At 65.1% G+C, this 20,592-nt stretch carries 20 protein-coding genes; 10 read left to right on the forward strand and 10 right to left on the reverse strand.

The genetic code is table 11. The features are described from left to right. Positions 1-70: 70 nt before the first annotated feature. From TRD_RS06875 to TRD_RS06885, 3 genes are read right to left on the reverse strand one after another with little or no spacing between them, the layout of a single operon-like run. The gene (locus TRD_RS06875) at positions 71-1,486 is read right to left on the reverse strand and encodes an aspartate ammonia-lyase (protein WP_015922416.1); all 1,416 of its coding nucleotides are present in this window, start codon (positions 1,484-1,486) and stop codon (positions 71-73) included. A 19-nt stretch (positions 1,487-1,505) separates the two neighbouring features. After that, the gene (locus TRD_RS06880) at positions 1,506-1,961 is read right to left on the reverse strand and encodes a NuoI/complex I 23 kDa subunit family protein (RefSeq protein ID WP_041436023.1); all 456 of its coding nucleotides are present in this window, start codon (positions 1,959-1,961) and stop codon (positions 1,506-1,508) included. A gap of 25 nt (positions 1,962-1,986) precedes the next feature. Next, complete coding sequence (locus TRD_RS06885; protein ID WP_015922418.1) at positions 1,987-4,422, reverse strand: molybdopterin-dependent oxidoreductase; 2,436 nt, start codon at positions 4,420-4,422, stop codon at positions 1,987-1,989. A 305-nt stretch (positions 4,423-4,727) separates the two neighbouring features. On the opposite strand from TRD_RS06885, the gene gatB reads away from it, so the two are divergent. Next, the gene (gene gatB / locus TRD_RS06890; protein WP_015922421.1) at positions 4,728-6,179 is read left to right on the forward strand and encodes an Asp-tRNA(Asn)/Glu-tRNA(Gln) amidotransferase subunit GatB; all 1,452 of its coding nucleotides are present in this window, start codon (positions 4,728-4,730) and stop codon (positions 6,177-6,179) included. 103 nt (positions 6,180-6,282) lie between these two features. After that, positions 6,283-7,548 (forward strand): Glu/Leu/Phe/Val family dehydrogenase, encoded by a 1,266-nt coding sequence (locus TRD_RS06895; protein ID WP_015922423.1) that lies wholly within the window; start codon positions 6,283-6,285, stop codon positions 7,546-7,548. 348 nt (positions 7,549-7,896) lie between these two features. Here TRD_RS06895 and TRD_RS06900 read toward each other — a convergent pair whose 3' ends face one another. The 5 genes from TRD_RS06900 to TRD_RS06920 form a co-directional block, all read right to left on the reverse strand. Continuing rightward, the gene (locus TRD_RS06900; RefSeq protein WP_015922424.1) at positions 7,897-8,967 is read right to left on the reverse strand and encodes an AAA family ATPase; all 1,071 of its coding nucleotides are present in this window, start codon (positions 8,965-8,967) and stop codon (positions 7,897-7,899) included. Between the two features lie 166 nt (positions 8,968-9,133). Continuing rightward, positions 9,134-9,802: a potassium channel family protein gene (locus TRD_RS06905; RefSeq protein WP_015922425.1), complete on the reverse strand. Its 669-nt coding sequence runs from the start codon at positions 9,800-9,802 to the stop codon at positions 9,134-9,136. Positions 9,803-9,836: 34 nt separating this feature from the next. After that, positions 9,837-10,256 (reverse strand): potassium channel family protein, encoded by a 420-nt coding sequence (locus TRD_RS06910; protein ID WP_015922426.1) that lies wholly within the window; start codon positions 10,254-10,256, stop codon positions 9,837-9,839. Then, positions 10,253-10,711, reverse strand: coding sequence for a universal stress protein (locus TRD_RS06915; RefSeq protein WP_226980686.1), 459 nt, complete (start codon positions 10,709-10,711; stop codon positions 10,253-10,255). Before TRD_RS06915 ends, TRD_RS06910 begins: the two co-directional genes overlap by 4 nt. 31 nt (positions 10,712-10,742) lie before the next feature. Beyond that, positions 10,743-11,474, reverse strand: a complete 732-nt coding sequence (locus TRD_RS06920; RefSeq protein WP_015922428.1) for a metallophosphoesterase family protein — start codon at positions 11,472-11,474, stop codon at positions 10,743-10,745. 274 nt (positions 11,475-11,748) lie between these two features. On the opposite strand from TRD_RS06920, the gene TRD_RS06925 reads away from it, so the two are divergent. The 5 genes from TRD_RS06925 to TRD_RS06945 all read left to right on the forward strand — a co-directional run bounded on the left by TRD_RS06925 (position 11,749) and on the right by TRD_RS06945 (position 14,849). Then, positions 11,749-12,438 (forward strand): hypothetical protein, encoded by a 690-nt coding sequence (locus tag TRD_RS06925; protein ID WP_041436026.1) that lies wholly within the window; start codon positions 11,749-11,751, stop codon positions 12,436-12,438. 171 nt (positions 12,439-12,609) lie between these two features. Further along, positions 12,610-13,035: an ArsR/SmtB family transcription factor gene (locus TRD_RS06930; RefSeq protein WP_015922431.1), complete on the forward strand. Its 426-nt coding sequence runs from the start codon at positions 12,610-12,612 to the stop codon at positions 13,033-13,035. A 3-nt stretch (positions 13,036-13,038) separates the two neighbouring features. Next, positions 13,039-13,248 carry a hypothetical protein gene (locus TRD_RS06935; protein ID WP_015922432.1) on the forward strand — a complete coding sequence of 70 codons (210 nt, stop codon included), beginning with the start codon at positions 13,039-13,041 and terminating at the stop codon, positions 13,246-13,248. Further along, positions 13,241-13,975 (forward strand): cytochrome c biogenesis CcdA family protein, encoded by a 735-nt coding sequence (locus TRD_RS06940; protein WP_015922433.1) that lies wholly within the window; start codon positions 13,241-13,243, stop codon positions 13,973-13,975. Before TRD_RS06935 ends, TRD_RS06940 begins: the two co-directional genes overlap by 8 nt. Before the next feature lie 58 nt (positions 13,976-14,033). Next, complete coding sequence (locus TRD_RS06945; protein ID WP_041436840.1) at positions 14,034-14,849, forward strand: cysteinyl-tRNA synthetase; 816 nt, start codon at positions 14,034-14,036, stop codon at positions 14,847-14,849. On the opposite strand, the gene TRD_RS06950 is transcribed toward TRD_RS06945, so the two are convergent. Then, positions 14,832-16,115, reverse strand: coding sequence for an MFS transporter (locus TRD_RS06950; protein ID WP_015922435.1), 1,284 nt, complete (start codon positions 16,113-16,115; stop codon positions 14,832-14,834). The genes TRD_RS06945 and TRD_RS06950 overlap by 18 nt on opposite strands. 56 nt (positions 16,116-16,171) lie before the next feature. Here TRD_RS06950 and TRD_RS06955 point away from each other — a divergent pair, with 56 nt between their 5' ends. After that, a complete protein-coding gene (locus TRD_RS06955) occupies positions 16,172-16,498 on the forward strand; it encodes a cupin domain-containing protein (protein ID WP_015922436.1) in 327 nt (108 codons plus the stop codon). Here TRD_RS06955 and TRD_RS06960 read toward each other — a convergent pair. Further along, positions 16,487-17,710, reverse strand: coding sequence for an MFS transporter (locus tag TRD_RS06960; RefSeq protein WP_015922437.1), 1,224 nt, complete (start codon positions 17,708-17,710; stop codon positions 16,487-16,489). The two genes, TRD_RS06955 and TRD_RS06960, sit on opposite strands and share 12 nt — an antisense overlap. Before the next feature lie 311 nt (positions 17,711-18,021). Between TRD_RS06960 and TRD_RS06965 the strand changes: the two genes are divergently transcribed. Together TRD_RS06965 and TRD_RS06970 are read left to right on the forward strand one after the other, a co-directional pair. Then, positions 18,022-19,578, forward strand: coding sequence for an alpha/beta fold hydrolase (locus TRD_RS06965; protein ID WP_015922439.1), 1,557 nt, complete (start codon positions 18,022-18,024; stop codon positions 19,576-19,578). Continuing rightward, a complete protein-coding gene (locus tag TRD_RS06970; protein ID WP_052294078.1) occupies positions 19,554-20,585 on the forward strand; it encodes a thiamine pyrophosphate-dependent dehydrogenase E1 component subunit alpha in 1,032 nt (343 codons plus the stop codon). The genes TRD_RS06965 and TRD_RS06970 overlap by 25 nt, the downstream gene beginning before the upstream one ends. Positions 20,586-20,592: the final 7 nt, after the last annotated feature.

Raw genomic sequence — 20,592 nt, forward strand, 5'->3', positions numbered from 1 at the left:
GGCAACGAACACCTTGCCTCGGTGATCAGGAGCAACCAGCCTGCTCCTACTGTATCCGAAGACAGCGCCGTCAGCACTGGTTCGCGTCCGGATCCTGCGGCAGCGCCATCTTGACCGGATCGAGAATCTCGTCCGCCTCCTCGGGCGAAAGCACTCCTTCCTCGACGACCACCTCGCGCACGGTCTTACCGGTCTCCCACGCCTTCTTGGCGATCTCCGCCGCCCGCAGGTAGCCGATCCGCGGCGTCAAGATCGTCGCCAGCGCGATGCTGCCATGCGCGAGCTCGGCCAGCCGTTTCTCGTTGGCCTGAATCCCTTCCACGCAGCGCGTCCGGAAAACCTCCAGAGCGTTGGTCAGAATATCGGTCGCCCAGAGCAGGTTGTACACGATGAGCGGCGTCCAGACGTTCAGATCGAGCTGCCCGGAGAGGACACCGAGCGAGACTGCGTGATCGTACCCGACCACCTGGAAGGCGACCATGTTGACCATCTCGGCAATCGACGGGTTCACTTTGCCGGGCATGATGGAGGAACCGGGCTGGACTGGTGGCAGGATGATCTCACCCAACCCCGCACGTGGCCCAGAGCCCAGCAGCCGGATATCGCTGGCGATCCGGATCACTTCGAGCGCAGCATTGCGGATGGCACCCGAGAGGTGTGCGAAGTCGGCATGACTCTGGGTGATCTCGAACGTGTTCCGCGCTGGGCGCAGGGGAAAACCGGTGATGCGACTGAGCTCTTCCGCCACTTGCGCGCGATACCCGGGGAAGGCGTTGATCCCGGTTCCCAGTGCCGTCGCTCCCAGATTGATCTCGGTGAGCGCGAGGCGCGCCTCAGCGATCCGGTCGGCTGCTCGCCGCAAGGCCGCCCCGTATCCGGTGAACTCGTCACCCAAGCGGATCGGCACCGCATCTTGCAGGTGCGTCCGACCAGTTTTAGTCAGATTCCCGAACTCTTGCGCCTTCTGGCAGAAGGCATCGGCCAGCTTGCGGAATGCCTCGATCAGCTTCGGAGTGGCTCGCAACAAGGCCAGACGGCCCGCGGTCGGGATGACGTCGTTCGACGATTGACCGAGGTTGACGTGGTCGTTGGGGTGCACTGGCTTGTACTCGCCGCGTCGACCGCCCAGGATCTCGTTCGCCCGATTGGCGATGACCTCGTTGGTATTCATGTTGTGCGATGTCCCGGCACCCGCCTGATAGGGATCGACCACGAAGTGCTCGTGCCAGAGGCCATCGATGATTTCCTGCGCGGCCTGCTCGATCGCGCGTGCCTGCTCGTCGGTCAAGCGGCCAGCACGATGATTCACGCGAGCCGCTGCGAGCTTGACCTGCGCGGTCGCCACGATGAGATCGGGATGCGGGCGTAGGCCACTTATCGGGAAATTGCGGACCGCTCGGGCGGTCTGCGCGCCATAGAGCGCCTCGGCCGGCACCTCGACCTCGCCGAGCGAATCGCGCTCGATCCGTACCGTCTCGATCGCCATCGTTCCCTGCCTCCCATCCCTATTGCTCGGAGCCCATTCCACCATCTGCTTCCCACCAGCTCGGCCGCTGCGAGCCGATCGCTGCGAGTTCTGTCTTGACGTAGATGAGTCCTTCGCGATCCAGCACCGACTGCTCGTATTCCCCACTCATGGTGATCGCATCGACCGGGCACACCTGGGCACAGAGCCCGCAGAACATGCATCGACCAGCACGCAGAATGAACTCGCCGAGTTCCCGATCACCCTCCTCCGAGGGGACCACGTGCATCTCCAGGCAGCTCGTCGGACAAATGCGAGCGCACAGCCCACAGGCGACACAGAGCGCTTCACCGGTCTCGGGATCGGAGCGGAGCGCCGGCAAACCACGGAAGCGCGGTGCCGGCTCCCGTTTCTCTTCGGGATACTGAATCGTCACTGGTCGCTGGAAAAAGTGCCGCAGCGTGACCAGAAAGCCGCGAATGTCCTGTAAGACCATCGTGCGCCTCCTCGAGCGATCGCTGTCAGGGCGTTCGGAAGGCGACCCGGCCGCGCAGCGGCGCGCTGTCCAACCGCAGCCAGGCATCGCTGAGCGCGATCCCGTTGCCCAACCAGACCGCCCACCCGCCGCCGGGAACGTTCTGACCGATGCGCAGCGTCTGGCGCGCTCGATCGCCTGGCGCTGCCGGCCAGGCGATGGGCCCACGCTCGAGCCGCGGGAACGTGATGCCGCGATAGCCGGGCACAGCGCGGGCGATTTCTTGGAAGAGCTGCACCGCGTGGCGCGTGTTCCAGCGATAGCCGAGCCGGCGTGCCAACTCTTGGACATGCTGCCAACTCGGACGCGCCTCCCCCGGCGGATCGACCGCGCGCCGCAGCCGCTGCACTGCTCGATCGGCGGTCGTCATCGTCCCGTCCTGCTCCAGGAACATGGTGACCGGGAGCACGACGTGCGCTCGCTCAGTCAGCGGACCGGGGAAACTGTCTTCCACGATCAGTACGTCGAGCCGATCCAGCGCGGCCACGAACCGCTCATCGAGCGCTGTGGCATACGCGTGCGAGTTCGCCGCCACGTACAGCGCACGCACCTCACCCCGCTCGATCGCTGCCACCAGTTCCTCGTAGCCCCATCCTGGCCCGCTCGGCAACTCGGTCGAGCCGCTTCCATTGCCACCCGTCTCGGCCCAGAGGACTGCCAATTCCTGTCGCATCGCCGCATCCTCCGGCGAGCGATACCCCGGTAGCCAGTCTGGGTGGCAGCCCATGTCCAGCGCACCTTGCGCATTCGCCGGACCGCGGAACGCGACCACGCCCGCGCCAGCCTGTCCGATATTACCGGTGAGCAAGGCCAGATCGTTGGCCAGCAACGCCGCCGCAGCGATATCGCCGTGCTGCGCGTGGGCGAGCGTGTGCTGGATCTGGCTCGGTGGATAGGGAGAAGCATCCGTGCCGCGCCCACCAGTCGCATACAGCACGGCTGCGCGCTCCAGCGCCGCCAAGCTCACCCCGGCTGCCTCGGCCGCCGCGACCGGATCGATCGAGTCGAGAGAGGCCATGAATTCGCTCAGCCCTGTCGCCCCTTCGACCGGGCGAGCCAATCCGCGGTCGCGGATCACGCGGGCCATCGCCGCGAGCACCACCGCCTCCGTTCCCGGGCGGATACGCAACCACACATCGGCCCGGTGGAAGAGTGGGAACTCGTCGGCGCTCACCACCACCAGCGCGGTTTCACGATAGAGTCGCGCCCACGAATGCCAGTAGCTCGCGACCGGGGCATGCTGACCGATGTTCGGCCCCACGACCAAGAGACATCCGGTATCGGTGAAGACTTCCTGGATCGAGTTGGTGCTCACCGGCAATCCGAACGACGCCGTGAGCGCGGCATCGACCGCTCGCTGCGCCGGAGAGACCAGCGTGTCCACATGCGGCGAACGCATTACCTGGCGAGCGAACCGCTGCAACAGATACAGATCTTCATTCGTCCGATCGGGCGACGCCAGGAGCGCGAACGCTGTTCCGCGATACGGTCGCAGCAACTCGGCAGCACGGTCGAGCGCCTCGGCGAGCTCGATCGGAACGAGTTCGTCACCCTCGCGCACCCAGGCGCTGTCCAGCCGCACTGGGTGTTGCACCTGCTCGTATCCCCACTTGCCACGTACGCAGGTGTAGCCGTAGTTGACGCCGCGCTCCCAGAGATGAGTGATCCGACGTACGAGGCCACGGTTGTGCTCGACATTCAGTGTGCAGCCCACATCGCAAAAGCCACAGATCGTCTCCGTGGCGTCCAACTCCCAGGGATGGTGCGCGAAGCGCCGGTCAGTCAGCGCACCTACCGGACAGACTGCGATGCACATCCCGCAGGACGTGCACGTGGTGCGGGTCAGATCGATATTCCAGGCGCTGCCGATCTCGCCCTCGAGTCCGCGGCGCAGCACTTCGATCGCCGTGACCCCGATCATCTCGTCACAGACGCGGGTGCAACGCGCGCAAAGAATGCAGCGTTCCCACTTGTAGTCGATGTACTCGCTCAAATGCTTGTAGGGACGAGCGAGCTTGGGGCGCCGGAAGGGATTGGTGTGGACATTGTGATAATAGGTATTGTCCTGGAGATAACATTCACCGGACTTATCGCAGGTCGGGCAATCGAGCGCGTGGTCGATGAGATAGAGCTGCAGGACGAACCGCCGCGCCTCCTCGCAGGCCGGCGACTTGGTAGCGATCTCCATCCCGTCGCGCACCTGCGCCGCGCAGGACTCGACCAGCCCGCCGCGACGACCCAGGATTTCCACCGTGCAGATCCGGCAGGAGCCCCAGGGTCGCAAGAGCGGTTGATAACAAAGGTTGGGCACTTCGATGCCGACCATCCGGCAGGCCTCCAGGATGGTCAGACCTTCCGGCACAGTGTATTGCTGTCCATCGATCGTGACGGTGACGAGGCGGCTTTCGGTGGTCGCGGTCATGCGACTGGCCCCTCTCGGATACAGGAGAACAGGCCGAACTCGGCCTCTTTCCGCTTCACCTGCCCTGATCTTACCACCGCAGGAGGCTGCTCCCCGGATCGCAGCAGCTCACCGGCCGGCGCTCGCTCTTCTCGGCGACGAGCACTGCTCCGACCGATCGAAGCAGTGCGGGGAAGGACGGATCGAGTCCACACACGCAGAGAGCCGAGTCGCTCCTCGCGCGACGGGGCTGCTCGACCGGGAGGACAACAGCGGCGGGCCGCCAGAATGCTATACTCGCGGCCGAGAGCGGGATGGAGGGACCGGTGGAATTCGAGACGGTCATCGGGCTGGAAGTCCACGCCCAGCTCTTGACCCGGTCGAAAATGTTCTGCGGGTGCTCAGCCGACTACGCTGGCGCACCACCGAACACGCATGTCTGCCCGGTGTGCCTTGGACTTCCCGGCTCCTTGCCGGTGATCAATCGACGCGCCGTCGAAATGACCGTGATGACCGGCCTCGCACTCGGTTGCCGCATCCCGCCCTACAGCAAGTTCGACCGCAAGAACTACATGTATCCCGATCTTCCCAAGGGCTACCAGATTTCGCAGTACGACCTACCGCTCTGTGTCGATGGCGCGTTGGAATTCCTGGTCGATGGCCAGCGCCGCCGCGTCCGCATTCGCCGCGTACACCTGGAAGAAGACACGGCACGCTTGGTCCATCGCACGGTCGCGGGCGAAAGCTACAGCCTCGTCGACATGAATCGCTCGGGTGTTCCGCTCATCGAGATCGTCACCGAACCGGATTTGCACTCTCCCGAAGAAGCTCGTCTGTTTTTGCAATCACTGCGCCAGGTTCTCCGCTACCTCGGTGTCTCGACCGGCAACATGGAAGAAGGGGCTTTTCGCTGCGACGCCAATATCTCGCAACGGACCGTGGATGGCCAGCAGCAATGGCCCAAGGCAGAGATCAAGAACTTGAACAGCTTCCGCTCGGTCGAGCGCGCGCTGGCGTACGAAGAACAGCGCCAGCGAGCAGCCATCCGCCGTGGCGAGCGCCTCGTCCAGGAGACACGGGGCTGGCTGGAGGACCAGGGAATCACGGTTACCCAGCGCGCGAAGGAGTATCCGGACGACTACCGCTACTTTCCCGAACCGGACCTCCCGCCGATCTTTCTCACCGAGGACGATCTGGCGCGTATCCGTGCGGCCATGCCGGAACTTCCGCTCGCTCGTTGGGAGCGGTTCCAGGTCGAATACGGGCTCGGCCCGCAGGAAGCGGCACTGCTGACCGAGGAACGCGCGGTCGCAGACTTCTTCGAAGCGTGCGTCGCCGGAGACCGCACGCTGGCACGCGAGGCCGCGAACTGGATCACTGGCGAGCTGTTCGCGTTGATGCGCGAGCGTGGCTGCGGTATCTCCGAGGTCGGGGTCCAACCACGCCAGTTGCGACAGCTCATCGAACTGGTTCAGCGCGGAACCATCAGTACGCTCACCGCCAAGGAACTGTTGGGGGCGGTCAGCGAGACCGGTACCGACCCGGAGGTGCTCGTCGCCGAGCGCGGGCTCGCCCAGGTGAGCGACGAAGCCCAGCTCCGCGCGATCGTCCAGCGCGTCCTCGCCGAAAATCCGAAAGCGGTCGCCGATTATCGCAAGGGGAAAACCGCGGCGATCGGCTTCTTGCTCGGCCAGGTCAATCGCGCGCTTGCCGGTCGCGCCAATCCGGCCGTGGCTCGTCGACTGCTGGAAGAGGCGCTCCAGCAACCGGTCGAGTGACCCCGCCTTGCCCTCTCAGCGCGGCGGTGAGCCGAGAACCGGCTCGCCTGCGCGCATGCGCAGGCATCATGATCGACTGTCGCGTCAGCGATGGGGGCAGAGGATGGTGATCACTACACCGGAGCATAGCTTGTACGCGATCGCTGTCGAGCAGTTCAACCAGGCAGCCGATCTCATCGGCTTGGAAGACGAACTCCGCCAGATTCTCAGCACGTGCAAGCGTGAACTGACCGTCAACTTCCCGGTCGAGATGGATGACGGATCGATCAAAGTCTTCACCGGCTATCGCGTCCATCACAATCTCGCCGCGGGACCGGCCAAGGGTGGCATCCGCTATCACCCGAACGTGACCCTCGACGAGGTCAAAGCGCTCGCCATGTGGATGACCTGGAAATGCGCGATCATGGGTCTCCCGTTCGGTGGCGGGAAAGGCGGGGTCCGCGTCGATCCCAAGCTCCTGTCCCCCGGCGAACTCCAGAATCTCACGCGCCGGTACACGACAGAAATCTCCATCCTGCTCGGACCACACCAGGATATTCCCGCGCCGGACGTCAACACCAACCCGCAAATCATGGCCTGGATCATGGACACCTACAGCATGCACCGTCACGGGGGCGTCAGCGTGCCCGCAGTCGTGACCGGCAAGCCGCCGATCCTCGGTGGCTCGGCCGGTCGTCTGGAGGCAACCGGCCGGGGCGTCGTCTTCGCGATCGAAGAAGCAGCGAAGACCTACGGAATCGACTTGACCCAAGCACGCGTCGTGATCCAGGGTTTCGGTAATGCCGGTTCGACCGCTGCCCGTTTGCTCGACGAGCTGGGGAGTCGGATCGTCGCAGTCTCCGATTCGCGCGGCGGCATTTACAACCCGAACGGACTCGATATCCCAGCGGTCTTCGCATTCAAGCAGCAGACCGGCTCAGTCATCGGCTACCCGGAAGCGGAGAGGGTCACGAATGAGGAGTTGCTCGAGCTCCCCTGCGACATCCTGATACCAGCTGCCTTGGAGGAGCAGATCACTGAACGGAACGCTGCGCGGATCCGCGCCCGGCTCATCGCTGAGGCCGCGAACGGACCGACCACGCCAGAAGCGGATCGGATCCTCTTCGATCGCGGCATCATCGTGCTGCCGGACATTTATGCCAATGCAGGGGGCGTGACCGTTTCGTATTTCGAGTGGGTCCAAGGGCTCCAGCACTTCTACTGGACCGAAGAGGAAGTGAACAGCCGCCTCCGCGCGATCATGACGCGCGCCTTCCAGGCGATCCATGCCACCGCTGAGCGCTACCATGTCCAGCTTCGCACGGCCGCGCTCGCACTCGCCGTCCAGCGCGTCGCTGAGATCACTCGGTTGCGCGGTATCTATCCGTGAGGCTTTCGATCAGACAGCTGGCGCCTCGGCGTGCACCCCTCCGCTCGACAGGATGTGGAGCGGAGGGGTGTCGTGCCTCGCTCGCCGCGCTCGCTGCGTCCTGACTGGCCCCCAGTCACCAGCACACGCGTCAGCTAGCGGGGGAGATCGACGTTGATCTGCTCACGCAGGCTTCGCGGAGGGAGTCGACCGACCCGGTGACAGAGCACCGTCCGCATGTCGGGTCGATGGCGGGGAGACCAACTGCCGGGATGACTGCGCGCGACGCTATTCCGTGCCACTATCCACGCACATGATCCGGCTGCACCACCGGATAGCGCGGCGAACACGAGCCACACCAGAACCAGATCAGCCGAGCGCGTCGTCCATTGTTTCGTCGCTCGGCAGCCAGCGAGCCAGAGCAGCCTCCCAACCGGTCGCCTTACCGTCCGTGATCACGATAACGCCAGCTTCGCTCGCCAGTTCCCGTCCACCCTCGGTCAGCCGGACACCTGCCACGCCGGGCAAGACGAGGGGGTGGAGCTGGCGCAGCGCAGTCGCACGACGAACCGCCCGCTCCACATCGAAGCGATCGACCGTCGCGGACACTTCGATGACGACCCATACCTCAGGCTGCTCGGCTGTGGACAGCCGACCTGAGACGACGAGGTCGGCTTCGAACAGATCGTCCCCCTCCGGGCCGGGAAGCCGCTCGGTGATGAGTTCAGCCAACTGCCCGATCGCCATCGCGCGGACACGTCGCAGTCGGCGACCGAAAATCGCTGGCGCGCGCTCGCGATAGTACTGCTCCAGAGCCTTGCCAGTCAGGTCATCGAGACGGTTGCGTACCCTGACCAGTTCGTCCTCGACCGATCCGACACGCTCTTCGAGCGATCCGACGCGCTCTTCGACCGAGCCGAGACGCTCTTCGACCGAACCGAGACGATCTTCCACCCGCTCCATCCGCTTTGTCAGCGCCTCGATCTGCGCCTCGACCCGCTCCATCCGCTGCGTCAAGGCCTCGATCTGGCCTTCGACGCGCTCCATCCGCTGTGTCAAGGCCTCGATCTGGGCTTCCACCCGCTCCATGCGGGCAGTCAACGCCTCGATCTGCGCCTCGACCCGCTCCATCCGCTTTGTCAGCGCCTCGATCTGGGCCTCGACGCGATCGGCCAATCGATCGATCGAACGCGCCACGTCATCGATGCGCTGGCCGAGTCGCTCGATCTGCGCGTCGATCCGGGCCTCGCGCTCGCGCGCTGCTTGCCGATCTCGTTCCATCGCCTCGATCAATCGATCGACCGCTTGCTCGATGCGCCGGACGCCCGCTGGAAGTTGCAAAAACTCTTCGCCGAGCAAGACCTCCAGGAGGAGGCGCCGGAACTCGGCATCTTCGCGAATCCGCCGGATCAGCTCCTCCGGCAGGCGATCGGCTGCCACGCTCGCATGCTCCTTCCGTCGCTGCTTGTCTGCGAGGACGAATAGCCCGGCGCAAGCGACTCGCATTCCGGATCGAGCATAGTCCGGCGAGGGAGCGAAAACAAGGCATGCCTCGGTGGACGAGGCACACTCGTCGAGAACCTGTCAGCGATCGAGAGGGACACGCTCAGGCCGTTGCCGGAGCACACAGGAGCTCGCGAAGTTCGGCCTCGCGCTGCTGCTTGGTCACGATGATCAACTCGTCTCCCGGCTCTATGACCGTCTGGCCGGTCGGAATGATCAGCTCCCCCCGGCGGATGATCGCCGTGATGATCGCCTCGGGCGGCAAGGGGAGCTGCCAGATCGGCTGGTTGACGACCGGCGATTCGGCGGCGACTTTGGCTTCCACGATAGCCAGATCGGCGTGCCGGAGAGCCAAGAGGTGGACGAAGGGTCGCTCGGGGATCTGTTGCTCGATCAGACTCAAGATGACGTTCGTTTGACTCACGGTGACGTCGATCCCGAGCCGGCGGAAGAGCTCCTCGTTCTTCGGGTTGTTCACGCGAGCGATCGTTCGCCGAACACCGAACCGCTCGCGCGCCACCTGGCAAATCACCAGATTGTCCTCGTCGTCACCAGTGACCGCGATCACCACATCGGCACGCCCCGCACCAGCTGCCGCCAGTGTCGCGACCTCGGCCCCGTCTCCCTGCATGACGATCGCACCGAAACGGTCGCGATAGATTTGCACTTTGACCGGGTTCTTCTCGACGAGGAAGACCTCGTATCCCTCGTTGACGAGCGTTTTCGTGAGATAGTACCCGACCTTTCCACCACCAACGACGATGATGTACATCGCGGACGCTCCCCACCCAGCTTTCGAAGGATGCTCAGCTGGTCTTGGTCACGAGTTCATCGCGCACAGCTTGCTCGATCATCTCCGAGACGGTCCGGGTCGGGCAAATGACGGTCAAGCCGAGTTCGCGATAGATTTCGGCACGATCGGGATCGTAGATGCGCAAGATCACTTTCGGAACGCGGTAGATGACTTGCGCGATCTGAGCAGCCATGATGTTCGTGTTGTCGTTCTCGGTCACAGCGATGAACACGTCAGCCTGCTGGATTCCCGCATTCCGGAGCACATCCTCGTCGATGCCGGTCCCGAGAACGAGCTGGCCGCGGAAGCCAGGTGGCAGTCGCCGAAAGGCCGTCTGTCGCTGGTCGACGACCGAGACCTGATGCCCTTCCTCAGCGAAATCGCTCGCCAGTTTCGCCCCGACGCGGCCACAACCGACGATGACGATCTTCACGATGCTGCCTCACCCCGCTCAGCGACCCGTACGACGACGACGTCGCACGGAGCATTGTCAAGGATATACGGAAGCGTCTCTCCCTGCGTCAGGACACCCAAGGTCCAACGGCTCCTCGTCGCCATGATGATGGCATCGGCCGCGCGTTCGATCGCCTCGTCGACGATCGCCGCACCAGCCACGCGTGCCTGCAGAAGCTCGGTCAGTACCCGTTTCCACTTCCCGCGCGCGACACGCTGTGCGTACTGCGCTGCTCGCTCCAGGATCGCTGACCCCCGCTCGATCTGCTCGGGCAACTCGACATCCAAGGCATACCGTTGTGGGACCTCGACCACATACACGAGGATGAGCGTCGTCTCGCTGCCAGTACAGACTGCTGCCGCCAGGTCGATCGCCCGCTCGTCGTCTGGTGAACCACTCACCGGGACGACCACCCGGCGGTAGACTCGTGCCACGTTTCCCCTCCAGTCTCATCGCGACGCGCGGTCAAAGGCCCAGCGCGAGACGTTCGATCAAGAGCTGGGGGAGTCTCGCCGCCGCCATCTCGGCCTGCACCGCTTCGATATTGTACGGCACGCGCCGAAAAGTGAGACGCTGCGCCTCTGGCTCCCAAAGCAGAAAGGCAGCCCGAGGATCCCCATCCCTCGGCTGCCCCACTGATCCCGGGTTCACCAGCAGACGCCCCTCACGCGTGTCGATGACCATCCCATCCGACGGCTGCAGTGGTCGCTCACCCCGCTGCGCTGCTTCCTCGCTCAACAGAAACGGCACGTGCGTGTGTCCGAAGAAGCACAAGCGCGTTTCGAGCAGCCGGAAATTCGCCCGTGCTTGCTCCGTCGTGAACACGTACTCCCATATCGGTGCCCGCAGGCTCCCGTGCACCAGCGTCACTTCGTCGAGAACCAGCTTCTCAGGCAAGTTCTCCAAAAAGGCACGGTGCTCGGTTCCCAGCTGCAGCATCGTCCAGCGCAAGGCGTAGCGAGCGGCCGGGTTGAAGCCCTCCAGCGGTAAGCGTCCTGAGCAAGCGGCATCGTGGTTCCCCAGCACGGTCGCCGGGCCGGCGACTTCCCGGATGCGTTCGACGCACTCGCGCGGCCGCGGGCCGTACCCAACGACATCCCCCAAACACCAGACACGATCCACCGGGCCAGCCGCTGCGAGGACCGCTTCCAACGCTTCCAGGTTGCCGTGGATGTCCGAGACGACGAGAACGCGCATCGCTCCTCTCCTTTCGAGGGTACTCCAAGCACGCCAGTACGGCGAGACGAGCGCGCTCGCACCGGTCGGTCACACGCTTTTTCGGCGCCGAGCCACCGCTCGACGAGTGTAGCGAGGGCGCTACTTTTCCATCACACGCTCGCCGGTACTTCCAGCGAAGGCGGGACACCTGCCGAGGGCAACCCCGGTTTCTGACAATGCCCGCGAGGCGATGATGCTCGTCCTCGAGTGGTACCATGGAAACTGCCGGTACCGCCGGGGAAGGAGGGAAACGATGGTCCAAGCAGGAAACGACTGGAAGCTCTGGAGCGTGCTCGCCGGCGGGACTGCAGTGACGATCGTCGCAGCGCTCGTCGCACGCCGGCGACGCCGCCGCACCTTGCGCGAGCGACTCGCTCAGGAAATCGACCTGGAATCGACGCTGACTTCGCTCCGCGAGGCCGTGCAGGAGGTGCGCGAGCGCCTGCCAGTCCACGACGGCAAGGTCGCACGCTCCATCTGGCGCAAGCGCGTCAAGCCGCTCGTTCAGCAGACTGCCCGCACCCTGCCGGAACACGCCCGCAGCGCGACTGCGGTCCTGGAAGCCGAACGGGCAGCGGTGGAAAAACTGCAGCGCCAAATCTTGCCCGCCACCGAGCAAGCTGCGCGTCAGGCAGCACTGACGGCCGAGCGAGCGCTCCAGCGTGCTGCTGAAAGCGCTCGCACTGTCCCCAAGCGTCTCCCGCTGCCCTCCGCTCGCTCTCGCCGGTCAGGACTGCTCGCCCGACTCGCTGCCGGTGCGCGTGACACTGCTGCCCTCGGCTTTTGGATGGGCGCGGCAGCTGCTCTGGTCTACTTTGGTCTGCTTCGACCGGAGCAGCGCGAGCGACTCCAGCAGGGCGCGAGCTCGTTCGTTACCCAGCTCCGTGAGCTGTGGGCCGATTTCTCCTTCAGCGAGGAGCCACTCCCCGAGTTCACGGAGTGAGCAGCCGGGAGTTCGCCCTTCTGGAAACGTGGAGCGAGCCGGCGATCGCGGTGAGCGCCGGCCCGCTCCACGGGGTACTCGTTCGATGTTCCCACTCAGATAGTCGGCACCTGCCACGTGGGTCGTAGTGCGACGGCACGTTCCCGGTACACTTCTCTCGGGAGGCGAGGTATGCACGATGAGAGCGACACGCGCCATGAACTCGAGCGGTTCCACCGTCGCGTGGCCCGCGGAGCGAAGCTCGAACGGGCCTCGAGCACCGAACTCGCCCCGGAAGTGCTGGCCCGCTTTCTCAACGCGTTGGCCGATCCGACCCGCCTGCGCATCGTCGAACTCCTCGCTCGCGAAGGAGAACTCCACGTCAGCGCGCTCGTCGAGCGACTCCAGCAGCCCCAAGGACGCGTTTCGACGCATCTCGCTTGCCTGCGGACCTGTGGACTCGTGCAGGTCCGCCAGGATGGGAAATATCGCTTTTACACCATCGCGGATCACCGCATCCCTGCCTTGCTCGCGCTGGCCCGCGACTTGGCTCTTCCCTACGCTGCAGCGATCGCGACGTGCCGAGTCGCCGCACGCCGCTGTTCCTCGGAGGATTGACGGATGCGTCAACTCGTTCGTGCGCTGCTCACTCCGTGCCGCCTCGGATGGCTCACCGTCGCACTGGCGATCGCCGCCTACGGCTTCTCGACTGCACAATGGGCACTCCTCATCGTAGCCCTCGCCCCGCTGCTCGGCACCCTGGCTGCACTTGTGATCGCACGGCGCAGCCTGACCTGCACGCTTCCCGAGGAGGTCCGGTCGCGTGAGTGAGTTCCAAACGGTCGTCGCGGCCTGGCTCGCGACGGTCGCGGGATGGCTTCCCTTCGGCTATGCCTTCGGTGCCGGCATGCTGGCAGCGGTCAATCCCTGTGGCTTCGCGATGCTCCCGGCGTATCTCGCCTTGTATCTCGGTCTCGACGACGACCGGTCAGCGAGCGCTCCCGCGCGACTGGGCCGCGCACTGCTCGTCGGTAGTGCTGTCTCGTTCGGCTTCTCAACTTTGTTTGTCCTGGTCGGTCTCGTTGTCTCGCTCGGTGGCAGCTTCCTCTTCCCGGTCATGCCCTGGGTCGGCATGAGTATCGGCATTGTCCTCATCCTGATGGGGATCGCGATGTTCTCCGGGCGGGTCATCGCACCGACCCAGTTCGAGCGACTCGCCGACCGCTTGATGCGCCGCGGGGAACGATCGGTCCGAGCCTTCTATCTCTTCGGTCTCGCCTACGGCCTGGCCTCGCTGAGTTGCACCTTTCCTGTCTTCATGATCGCTGCTGGAAGTGCCCTCTTGAGCGGTGATCTGTCGCGGGGAACCCTGCAGCTAGCCACGTACAGTCTGGGGATGGCGAGCGTCATCGTCGCCCTGACCGTTGCGCTGGCTTTCCTGCGCCTCGGGCTCGTGCGGGTGCTCCGACGGGCTATCCCCTATGTGCAGAGCGCAGCAGCCGCCTTGCTGGTCTTCGCGGGCATGACGATCCTCCTCTACTGGTCGTCATATCGCTGAGCACCTGGATCGAGCATGGAGAAGCCTGAGCATGAGTTGCAGCGTGAGCAGCCAGCAGGTGAGCAGACTTCCTGGCACCATCGCGCTGATCGGTTCCGGGGAGACAGCGCATGCTGGCCGGCAGGCCTTTGCCGCGTTGTTCGCTCAGCTGCAGCCACCGGTCCGGGTCGCGATCGTGGAGACCCCGGCCGGTTTCCAACCGAACGCAGCGCTCGTCGCGCGCCGGCTCGCTCGATTCCTGTATGAGCATCTTCCGGAATTTGCGCCTGAGGTCCGCTTCGTCCCGGCTCGCCAGCGGGGGAGCATCTACGATCCCGATTCCCCGCTCGTCGCTGAGCCGCTCGAGTGGGCCGACTGTGCCGTTGCCGGGCCGGGGAGTCCGACCTACATGGTGCGCCACCTCGCCGGAACGTTGACCTGGCGCCTGCTCGTCGAACGCTGGTCGAGTGGGCTCCGCCTCGCCTTCGCCAGCGCCGCTGCGCTCGCGATCAGCCGCTTCACCCTGCCGGTGTACGAGATCTTCAAGGCTGGAGCTGACCTGCATTGGGTTCAGGGGCTCGATCTGCTCGGCCCGCTCGGTTATTCGCTGGCCATCGTCCCTCATTGGAACAACCGCGAAGGTGGGGACGAACTCGACACGAGCCGCTGCTTCATGGGGCAAGAACGGTTCGCGGCTCTCCGTCGCCTCCTGCCGTCCGGAACCGTGATTCTCGGCATCGACGAGCACACCGTGTGCGTGCTCGATTTCGCGGATCGCTCCGGTCGGGTTCTCGGTAGCGGCGCGGTGACGCTGCTGACTACCGAGCGCGAGTTCGTCTTCGATCGTGGCGAGCGATTCCCACTCGACCTTCTCGCCTCACCGACTGTTCGCTGACGCGCCGTCGGCATCTCGATCGCTCACCATCCGCCGCCCTGGCCACGTTTCTGGAGCCGCCAGCCAGAACAGCCCGCCCAGTCCGACGATCAGGACAGCTGTCGCCACGAGTGTCGCGCGAATGCCGATCGTTTCCGCCGCGAGCCCCAGCACGGTCGGTCCTACCACGTACCCGAGTTCGGAGAGCATCCGATAGGCGCTCATCGCCGCCGCTGTCATGCCTGGCGGGGAGACATCCGCCGCGTAGGCGGCTGGTGCCCCTCCCCCGATCCCGCTGGCCAGAGCCCACGTGACGCATGCTAGGAGAAACCATGGATACGACGAGGCGAAGGCGAATCCGACGAGGCCGAGCCCGCTGAACAACGTTGCCGGCGCGATGACGACCTTGCGCCCGAACGTATCGAGCAGGACGCCAGCCGGATACGCCATGACCAGCGACACGACGCTCACTGCCGCCAGACCGAAGCCGATCTGCGAGGGGCTGAGCCCGATCTCGCGCTCCGCTCGCAGCGGGACGAGCGTGAAGAGTGCGCCCGTTCGGGCGAAGAAATTCCCGAAGGTGACGAGTCCGATGAGCACTAGCGGTCGATGCCGCAGCACGCTCACCAACTGGCGCCTGAAGACGAACTCGTTGCCCTGGGCAGGTTCACGAGCACCAGCTGGTCGCGTCTCGGGCAGGCGCCAGAGCGCCAGCACCGCGACGATCGCGCCGACGAAACCGTAGACCCAGAAGGGAGCACTCAGGCCTCCATACTGTGCCAAAAAGCCACCAGGGATCGGCCCGAAGCCGACAGCGAACAGGAAGACAGCCTGGTAGATCGCCATCGTCCGACCGCGTGTCGCTGGTTCGGTGATATCGGCCAGCACGATTTGCCCACTGGTGAGCACCATCGATGCGCCGCTTCCCGCGACGAATCGACCGACGAGAAAAATCGGATAGGAGGGGGCGAGCGCACAGAGAATATTGCCCAAAACCGTCGCCAGGCCACCGGCGAATAACGACCACCGACGCCCCGCTCGATCGGCGATCCAGCCAGCCGGAGCCGATGACGTGAAGCGGGCGAGACCATAGACCGCGATCGCCAGGCCGATCAGCGCTTCGGAGACACCGTAGGCTTGCGCATAGAGCGGAACGACCGGCACGATGCTCCCGAAACCGAGCTGGTTGATGCCGACGATCGCGGAAATCCAGACCAGTACGCGGTTGATCCGGTACCATGAACGCAGCGCGCCTGGTCCTGGCTCGAGCACCCGGGCCAGTCGCATCAGCAGTTCCTTCCGCACCTGATCGAGCAAGACAACCGACAGCAGGGGAGGTCACCATGCAGGAGACGATCCGCGTCACGCGCTGGAACACCCCACAGCCACCGACGAGCGCGGAACTCGAGGCTGCTCTGGCCGCTGAGGGATTGCGCGGTTATTACTGGTCGAACGCTCCTGGTGATCGCTATGCCCCGCACTCCCACCCCTACCACAAGGTTCTCTACGTCGTGAGTGGCTCGATCACCTTTTTCGTGGACGAGCGCGAGGCGATCGAGTTGGGGCCAGGTGACCGCCTCGATCTCCCGGCAGGAACCGTGCACAGCGCGGTCGTCGGCCCCCGTGGGGTCACGTGCTTGGAGGCTCACCGTCCGGTCTCATCCTGTTGACGAAGGGGACCGCCCCATCGTGGCCGGGATCAGCAACGCGAACGGTACCCCGGCCAACGAGGCGCCGACCGTCAGCCAGAACGCTCGCTCGATACCGATCGCCTCGGCCACGGCACCGAAGGCGAGCGCGATGATGCTTTGAGCAACGAAACTGGTCGCGAGCGTGAAGCCAGACAGCGGGCCACGGGCTTCGGGGGCAATGTCGTTCGCCAGTGCCAGCGTCACCGAGCGCGGCGGTGTTGCAAAAACCCCGATCAGAACCAGCAGCGGCAGCATGAGCCAACTCCCGTTTTCGATAGCCAGGTAGAGCGCGAGGAGCGGCGCGGTCCCGAGCGAGGAGAGGAGCAACGCGCCGCGTCGTCCCACCCAGTCGGAGAGCGATCCCCCGACCAGCCCGCCGATGATTCCACTGGCATAGAAGGCAGACAGGGCCAGTCCACCGTACCACTCGCTCCGACCACGCTGGAGAAGATATTCGACCAGAAAGAAGCTGGGGGGTGTCACTGCTGCGGTATTCGCCACAACCGATCCCAGGAGCCCGATGAACGGTCGCTGGCGCTCGCGGATGAGCCGCCACAACTGAACTTGGCCAGCGTGCCGCCGCGCGATCGCGTCGCTCGCCTCGGTCCGGAGTCGCAGGAAGAGCGTCGCTGAGGCGGCGAGGCCGACGAGCATGACGAGCGGCATCCCGTCCAAGGTGAAATGTGCGATCACTGCGGTCAGCAGGATGGGTGCGACTGTCCGCGCCAACTCACCACCGGCCATGAAGATCGCCATAGCCCGACCGAGCCGCTGTCCACCGAACTCGCCGACCAACGCCACAGCCGGCGCATGGAAGGCAGCCGAGGCAAGTCCCGAAACGAGGAGGAGCACGAGGGCGACGGCGAAGTGCGGTGCGATCCCGATGGAAGAGAGCGCGAGCGCCGCGACTGCCGGCGAGAGCACGACGAACCAGCGGCGGCTCGTCCGGTCCGCCACGTAGCCGAGAAACGGCTGCACGATCGAAGGAAGCTGCTGTGCAGGAACCATGGCGCTGGCCCAGAACAGCGAGACCCCGAGCTTCGCCTGGATCGCCGGAACCAGGACGCCGAGGAACGAAGGATAGAGGTCATGAGCGAAGTGCGCCCACGACATGAGCAACACGCCGCGCGCGTCCCAAATGGCTGGCGTGCCGACTGCTCGCGGGCGCGCAGCGGCTGCCTCCGTCCCCATCGCCTTCCTCCTCGCCAAGGATCGACCGGAGCCGCAGATCGGCTCGCGACAGCTGTCGCACCAGTATAGGCCCCTTCGCTGCCCGTGCGGCATCGCCATTCCACAGTGCCGAACGACGCCCGCTCACTACCAGCTGCTCACCCAGTCGGACACGCCCGGCCAGGAGGCGAACCAGGGCACGCGCCAGGCAGAGTTCGCGCGTGCGCGGCGGACGAGCTCCCGTTTCTCCGGCGCGACATCGTCGGGCATACCGGGGATCGCGACGTTGGCCGACGAAACCTGCTGACCGCGGGGGCAGGGGGTACCCCAGGGTGCTGCTGCCAGCCTCGCGCTGCCGTCGCGCGAGCGAGCAGGTCCGAGACCGAGGGCTCGGCCAGGTCTTGACACTGGCCACTCAGCGCATTACCTTGGAGATGAAAACACCCGTCGAGCAAACGAGCGAATGGGCGACCGGTATGGCGACAGTACTCGTGGTTCCGAAGCTCGGCCTGACCATGACCGAAGGGCGGATCGGTCGGTGGCTCAAGCGTCCCGGTGAGACCGTCAGTGCTGGCGAGCCAGTTCTCGAGGTCGAAACCGAGAAGTTGACCGTGGAAGTGGAAGCTCCCGCCTCGGGCATTCTGGCCCATGTGCTGGCCGAGGAAGGTGCAGTGCTCCCGGTCGCTGCGCCGATCGCCGTCATCGCCGAGCCCGGCGAGACGGTCGATCTCAGCACGATCGTCCCAGGATCCCCCACTGCGACGCTCACGAGTACAGCCCCGATAGCGAGTGGAGCCAGTAGCCTCCCGACGCCAAGCGAGCGACCGGTGACCGAGGGTGGGGAGGTCCGCGCCACGCCAGCAGCCCGCAAGCTGGCCCGCGAGCATGGGATCGATCTGCGGCACATCCGAGGAACCGGTCCCGGTGGGCGGATCACGGCTGAGGACATCGAGCGGTATTTGGCGACGCGCACTGCTCCAGGCTGGCCGCGCGGCGAAACCGTGCGCTTCTGGAGCGACGGGTACGCGCTGGCCGGAGAACTCTTCCTACCTACTCATCTTCCCCTGCCACGACCAGGAATCGTGCTCTGCACCGGCATCCATGGCATCAAGGAACTGGGAATACCGCTCTTGGCGCAGGCGTTGGCCGATGCTGGCTTCGCCGTCCTCACGTTCGATTACCGCGGCTTCGGAGCGAGCGAAGGACCACGTGGGCGCCTCATCCCGTCCGAGCGAATCCGGGATGCGCGCGCTGCACTCACCTTCCTCGAAACGCACCCAGCGGTCGATCCGCAGCGACTGGCCATCGGCGGTCTGAGCATGGGTGGTGCGCACGCTCTTTCGGTCGCAGCACGCGACGAGCGCGTGCGCGCGTGCGTGGCGCTCGCGCCGGTGACCGATGGACGCCGCTGGCTGCGGAGCCTCCGCGCTGAATGGCAGTGGCGGCTCTTCTTGGAAGAGATCGCTCTCGACCGCCGCGCTCGCGTGCAGAGCAGAATGTCCCGGCATGTGCCGCTCTCCACGATCATGCCGCCCGATCCGGAGACCGAGATGACCATGCGCGAGATGGCCAAACGGTTTCCTGACCTCGTCGTCGAGCCCGAGGTGACGCTCGAATCGGCTGAGGCGCTCCTGGAGTACCAGCCCGAACGGGAGATCGATCGGATCGCACCGCGCCCGCTCCTCCTCGTCCACGGACGGCAGGACGTGCTCGTCGCGCCGGACGAATCGCTCGTCGCTTTCCAGCGCGCGGGAGAACCCAAGCGACTCGTGTTGCTCGAGGGGATGGGGCACTTCAATTGGCTCAATTCCCAGCACCCGGTCTTCGGGCGCGTGCTCGGCGAGCTCACGAACTGGCTCGAGGTATGGCTGGTGAACAGAGCGGACTGAGAGGGAGGTGCATCGTGGAGATCCCGCGCGACAAACTGCTGTGGATCTACGAGCGGATGGCACTCATCCGCGCCTTCGAGGACCGTGTCGCCCAGCTTTTCGCCGCTGGCCGGATCCCCGGCTTCGTGCATCTCTATGCTGGCGAGGAAGCGATCGCCGTCGGCGTCTGCGCACACCTGACTGACCGCGACTACATTACCAGTACACACCGGGGGCACGGGCACTGCATCGCCAAGGGGGTCGATGTCGCGGCGATGATGGCCGAGCTCTTCGGCAAGGCGACCGGCGTTTGCAAAGGGAAGGGTGGCTCCATGCACATCGCCGACGTCGACAAGGGGATGCTCGGTGCCAATGGCATCGTCGGCGGTGGGCCACCGATCGCCTGTGGAGCGGGCTTGATGGCCAAGACGCTCGGGACCGATCAGGTCGCAGTCTGCTTCTTCGGAGATGGAGCCGCCGAGCAAGGAACCACGCACGAGGCGATGAACCTCGCTGCCATCTGGAAACTCCCCGTCGTCTTCGTCTGCGAAAACAATCTCTATGCCGAATCGACGCCCTGGACCTACCACTGTGCCGCACCCGACATCGCCTCGCGTGCCTCTGCTTACGACATGCCCGGCGTACTGGTCGACGGGACCGATGTCTTCGCCGTGTACGAGGCAGCCGGCGAAGCGATCGCCCGGGCGCGCCGCGGCGAAGGCCCCACGCTCCTCGAGTGTCGCGCCTTCCGCTACTACGGGCATTTCCAGGGGGATGCCGTAACCTACCGCACTCCCGAAGAAGAAGCCTCCTACCGCGCACGGGACCCCATCCAGCGCTTCCGTCAGACGGTCTTGAGCCAGGGGCTGCTCAGCGAGGACGAACTCGATAAGATCGACCGAGCGGTCAAGCAGCAGGTCGAGGAAGCGGTCCGGTTCGCGGAATCGAGCCCGCTCCCACCGCCCGAGGAGTGCTTGACCGACGTCTACGTCAGCTACCCTGCTGAACAACTCGCGTTTCGTCATTGATGCGAGG

The organism is Thermomicrobium roseum DSM 5159, assembly GCF_000021685.1.
GTDB lineage: Bacteria > Chloroflexota > Chloroflexia > Thermomicrobiales > Thermomicrobiaceae > Thermomicrobium > Thermomicrobium roseum.

What these genes read in the sequence shown, in the direction of transcription:
- TRD_RS06875 (WP_015922416.1), bottom strand. Translation starts at nt 1,486, where the DNA reads ATGGCGATCGAGACGGTACGGATCGAGCGCGATTCGCTCGGCGAGGTC.
- TRD_RS06880 (WP_041436023.1), bottom strand. Translation starts at nt 1,961, where the DNA reads ATGGTCTTACAGGACATTCGCGGCTTTCTGGTCACGCTGCGGCACTTT.
- TRD_RS06885 (WP_015922418.1), bottom strand. Translation starts at nt 4,422, where the DNA reads ATGACCGCGACCACCGAAAGCCGCCTCGTCACCGTCACGATCGATGGA.
- TRD_RS06895 (WP_015922423.1), top strand. Translation starts at nt 6,283, where the DNA reads ATGGTGATCACTACACCGGAGCATAGCTTGTACGCGATCGCTGTCGAG.
- TRD_RS06905 (WP_015922425.1), bottom strand. Translation starts at nt 9,802, where the DNA reads ATGTACATCATCGTCGTTGGTGGTGGAAAGGTCGGGTACTATCTCACG.
- TRD_RS06920 (WP_015922428.1), bottom strand. Translation starts at nt 11,474, where the DNA reads ATGCGCGTTCTCGTCGTCTCGGACATCCACGGCAACCTGGAAGCGTTG.
- TRD_RS06925 (WP_041436026.1), top strand. Translation starts at nt 11,749, where the DNA reads ATGGTCCAAGCAGGAAACGACTGGAAGCTCTGGAGCGTGCTCGCCGGC.
- TRD_RS06930 (WP_015922431.1), top strand. Translation starts at nt 12,610, where the DNA reads ATGCACGATGAGAGCGACACGCGCCATGAACTCGAGCGGTTCCACCGT.
- TRD_RS06935 (WP_015922432.1), top strand. Translation starts at nt 13,039, where the DNA reads ATGCGTCAACTCGTTCGTGCGCTGCTCACTCCGTGCCGCCTCGGATGG.
- TRD_RS06950 (WP_015922435.1), bottom strand. Translation starts at nt 16,115, where the DNA reads ATGCGACTGGCCCGGGTGCTCGAGCCAGGACCAGGCGCGCTGCGTTCA.
- TRD_RS06955 (WP_015922436.1), top strand. Translation starts at nt 16,172, where the DNA reads ATGCAGGAGACGATCCGCGTCACGCGCTGGAACACCCCACAGCCACCG.
- TRD_RS06960 (WP_015922437.1), bottom strand. Translation starts at nt 17,710, where the DNA reads ATGGGGACGGAGGCAGCCGCTGCGCGCCCGCGAGCAGTCGGCACGCCA.
- TRD_RS06970 (WP_052294078.1), top strand. Translation starts at nt 19,554, where the DNA reads ATGGCTGGTGAACAGAGCGGACTGAGAGGGAGGTGCATCGTGGAGATC.